Source organism: Spiroplasma sp. ChiS (assembly GCF_002968355.1).
Taxonomy (GTDB): domain Bacteria; phylum Bacillota_I; class Bacilli_A; order Mycoplasmatales; family Mycoplasmataceae; genus Spiroplasma; species Spiroplasma citri.
The window spans coordinates 1-4,020 of record NZ_PUUH01000005.1 but is presented as its reverse complement, the minus strand read 5'-3'; the positions used below and the strand labels follow the sequence as shown (position 1 = coordinate 4,020).

Sequence of the window (4,020 nt, the reverse complement as noted above, 5' to 3'; positions counted from 1 at the left end):
ATTTTATTTTTAAATTAAATAATTTTAATAAAAATGCATTTTTTGTTGTGATTAAATTTAAAAAAATATAAAAATTTGTTGACAATAAAATTAAACATGGTATATTTAATTTAACTATGTGGATTATTTATTCCATAATTTCTTAAAATATAGTAAATACCCCAAAATAATTTATACAGCCAAACAATTTTTATGATAGTATGTAAAATATACCAAGGAGGTACTATGAAACGATGAAATTATCGGATTTGATACAAAGATTATCTCTGATATTATAAAGTAATAATTGCCAGTTTAGCTTTTGGCTTTTTAACTTATGGATTTTACATGGATATTTTTAAAGAATTTTGATATGTAAAAGGAACAAAGTTTACTAGTTTGCAAAATTATGATATTTTATTGAGTTTTTATTCTGTTCAAGTTAATATCATAACTATTACTTGGTTAATATTAGCAATTTTTAATCATCATCGTGAACAAAAAAGTTGGTTTTTTTCAACTAATGCTAAATTAAGTATTTTAAACTGAAATTTATTAATGTTTTTTATTTTTTGAATTGGAATTATTATTGGTTATAAAAATGGACAAGTAACAATTGCTGAATATAGTAAAGCACAAATTAGTTGTACTGTTGTTACTCATTTTATTATGTCAATTCTCTTTTTTGGTTATACTTTCTTGTCATTTGGTGATCATCACCTTAGCTGAAAAAAAGAATTTTTGCAAAAAGATTGATGAATTAGTTTAAGTTATCCATTTTTTTATCTAATGTATGTTATTGTGCGAGCTGCTGCTTGAAACCGAGATGGAAATATTACTTGAGCATATCCTTATCCATTTTTAGACATTGATCATCCAATTATTTCAGGCTTGTCAAGAGCACAAGCAGCATGTTTTATTGCTTTTATCTTTATTGTTGTTTTTACTATTTTTCACATTAGTTTACATAGCCTCAATAATGGCATGTACCGTGTTTTTAATAAAAATCAAACTAAAAACAAAAAGAAATAAAATAGTGATAAATAACTTTATTTATCACTATTTTCGTTTTGCGGTTGTAATAAAATTTATTATTGCTGTTACATATTCAGTTGGATTATGGTATATTCCACGAACATGATCACAATCAAAAACAATACGGCGACTAATTTTTTGTTTTTCATACTTACGTTTATTTTGATAAGCCACCCGCCCCATTATATATGGTGTTGCATGATCTTTTTTATTTAAAATATATAATACTGGTAATTTTGCTAATATTTCCAAGTTTTCACCAGGATTAATTTGTTCTGGATCATAACCACGTGTTTCAATTGCGTAACGACGAATTGCATAATAATGTTCATAATAATTAACTTTTGTTTTTAACATATAATAACGATATAAAACATTTAAATTAATAATTGTTGAATCTAAGACAGCACTATTAATTAATTTATTTTTATTAAATGCAAATTTTAAATATTCCATAATGATAAAGGTTCCCATTGACCAACCATGGAAATTAAGTTCCTTTAATTTTGGGTCAATTTTAGTTTGTAAAAAATGAACTGCTGCTGCTAAATCATATTTTTCATAATAGCTCATTGTTGTCATTTTAGTAGTTGATTCGCCATGATTTCGTTGGTCAAAAACAAGAATATTATAACCTAACCGAAGATAAATTAAACCAAAAAAGATTGCCCGAAATTTATGTGAATTTAACCCATGAACAACAACAACTCATTTTTTATTGTTGTCGTTTTTTACCCATGACCGAATTGAAACGCCCTTTAACATTACATCTTCATAACCAGGAATGTCGTGCTCTTGAATATCCCATTTTTGGGCTAATTCATCGGAAGTTAAGGCCATTGTATCAAGATGCAAACGTTTGGTTAAATCTAGAATATACTTTTTACAATATGCTTCTAAATCATTATCAGTTTTTTTTCACCAATTATGATGAGTTAATAAAAACCGTTTGTCATGAAAAGCATAAAAGATTTTAATATAAAGAGCATTATTATGCATATATTCTCGCAAATGTTCATCAGGAACAATCCGATAACTATGGTCAGTAACTAAATCTTGCTCAAAGTTTTCCTCATCTTTATGTTTTTTGACCATATTATTGTAAATCCTCCTTGGTAAAACCATATGGTAGTAAATCTTTAATTGTTAAAACATATGATTCACCTTTTTGATTATAAATTTCAATTGGAATGCGATGATCAACTAATTCTCATAAAAATTGCCGACATATTCCACAAGGAGAACCTGCCTGTTTACTATCTGTGTATAAGTAAAATTTCACAATATCTGTTTTACGATAACCTAATGCATAAACCTGTGCCAAAGCTGTCCGTTCTGCACAAATTGTAGCAGCATATGCTGCATTTTCAACATTAACACCGATAACTTCTACTCCATCTTTTAATAAACAAATTGCACTAACGCGAAAATTCGAATATAGTGCATAAGCTCTTTTGCTTAATAATTTTAGTTTTTCAAAATAAGTTGGCATTTCAGTAACTCCCCTTTTTTAACTAATGTGTAAATATAATTTAATAACATCGACCAACGGTGGTAACATTATTAATAATCCAATTGCAATTGCCAAAATAGAATTAATTAATGTTGCTGCGGCACAGATATCTTTAATTTTTTTTGCTTTAATATTATATTCAAATGATAATAAATCAACAAAATTTTCAACCATTGTATTAATTAACTCAAAACTAATTACAATTCCAATGGTTAATAATAAAATTGCTCATTGAACATAACCAAACTGGTTAGGAACCATTTTTTGTAACCAAATTCCTAACCCAATAACAACAAACGACACAATAAAATGAATAATTAAACTTGATTCTTCTTTAATTGCTGTATAAATTCCACGAAAAGCATTTGAAAATTTATTCCGTAATTTAAAAAATATTTTTTTCTTGACTGGTGATTCTTTTGCCATTATGTATCCCTTTCTTTTTTCTGTTTTTATTTTATTGGAATTCGGTTAATTTGTAAATCATTTAATACTTTTCGTTGTAAATTAAACATTTTCTCTTCATCAGCTGGAGTTTGATGATCATAACCTAAAATATGTAACATCCCATGGGTAAATAAAAAAGCAAATTCACGCCGAGGAGAATGATTATATTCAGCAGCTTGAGCAAGTGCTTTTTCATAACAAATAAAAATATCACCTAGACTGCGTAAACCAGTTAGCTCAAATAAATCAATCTTATTTTCTTCTTCTAAAGCAAAGGTAATAACATCAGCTACATAATCTTTGTGACGATATTTTTGATTAAGTTCTAGTTGTTCTTGTGCATCAACAATAATTAATGATAATTCTAATGGTTCAATTATTGCTAACAAAGTTTTAATTTTTTGAAAAATTGCATTAAAATCATCTTGATATGGTTTAATATCAAAATCTGTTTCATTGTAAATCACAAAATCGTCTTTCATTACCTCACCAGACCCTTCTCTTTTTTTATTATAACAAATTAAATCATTATCTTCAGTAAATAATCTAATGTTGTTTGAGAGCCAAATTCCATTTTAGCTGATAAATATCAAACACTAATAATAAATTCTGGCTGATTTAAATATAAGATAATAATCATTCTCTCTTTTAACTTGCGTTATAGTTATTTGGTAGTATATATTATTTTGAGGTTTTTAATAAAATTAAGTAATTAGAAACAAATTATGTTTCGCTTATGAATAAATGATAACAAAATTTATAAAAAAATCAACTTTTTTAAAAATATAATTTTTAATTGAATAAATAATTTTATAAAATTATGGATTTTGACACATTTTGAGGTTTTTAATAAAATTAAGTAATTAGAAACAAATTATGTTTCGCTTATGAATAAATGATAACAAAATTTATAAAAAAATCAACTTTTTTAAAAATATAATTTTTAATTGAATAAATAATTTTATAAAATTATGGATTTTGACACACTAAAAAGTACTTTTTAAAGTTATTACTAATTTTAAAAAGTTTTTTATTTATAAAGATAA

5 protein-coding genes are annotated in these 4,020 nt (G+C 25.5%); 1 reads left to right on the top strand and 4 read right to left on the bottom strand.

Annotation, left to right across the window (positions count from 1 at the left end; translation table 4 throughout):
* Positions 1 to 225: 225 nt before the first annotated feature.
* Positions 226 to 1,011: a hypothetical protein gene (locus tag C6B38_RS00935; protein ID WP_105298311.1), complete on the top strand. Its 786-nt coding sequence runs from the start codon at positions 226 to 228 to the stop codon at positions 1,009 to 1,011.
* A gap of 27 nt (positions 1,012 to 1,038) precedes the next feature.
* On the opposite strand, the gene C6B38_RS00930 is transcribed toward C6B38_RS00935, so the two are convergent.
* The 4 genes from C6B38_RS00930 to ybeY are packed head-to-tail and all read right to left on the bottom strand — an operon-like array spanning position 1,039 to position 3,456.
* Positions 1,039 to 2,109 (bottom strand): alpha/beta hydrolase, encoded by a 1,071-nt coding sequence (locus tag C6B38_RS00930; RefSeq protein WP_105298310.1) that lies wholly within the window; start codon positions 2,107 to 2,109, stop codon positions 1,039 to 1,041.
* Between the two features lies 1 nt (position 2,110).
* Positions 2,111 to 2,506, bottom strand: a complete 396-nt coding sequence (gene cdd / locus C6B38_RS00925) for a cytidine deaminase (protein ID WP_105298309.1) — start codon at positions 2,504 to 2,506, stop codon at positions 2,111 to 2,113.
* Positions 2,507 to 2,524: 18 nt separating this feature from the next.
* Entirely contained in the window at positions 2,525 to 2,953 is a 429-nt protein-coding gene (locus tag C6B38_RS00920; protein WP_105298308.1) for a diacylglycerol kinase family protein, read from the bottom strand.
* A gap of 26 nt (positions 2,954 to 2,979) precedes the next feature.
* Positions 2,980 to 3,456, bottom strand: a complete 477-nt coding sequence (gene ybeY / locus C6B38_RS00915; protein WP_105298307.1) for an rRNA maturation RNase YbeY — start codon at positions 3,454 to 3,456, stop codon at positions 2,980 to 2,982.
* Positions 3,457 to 4,020: the final 564 nt, after the last annotated feature.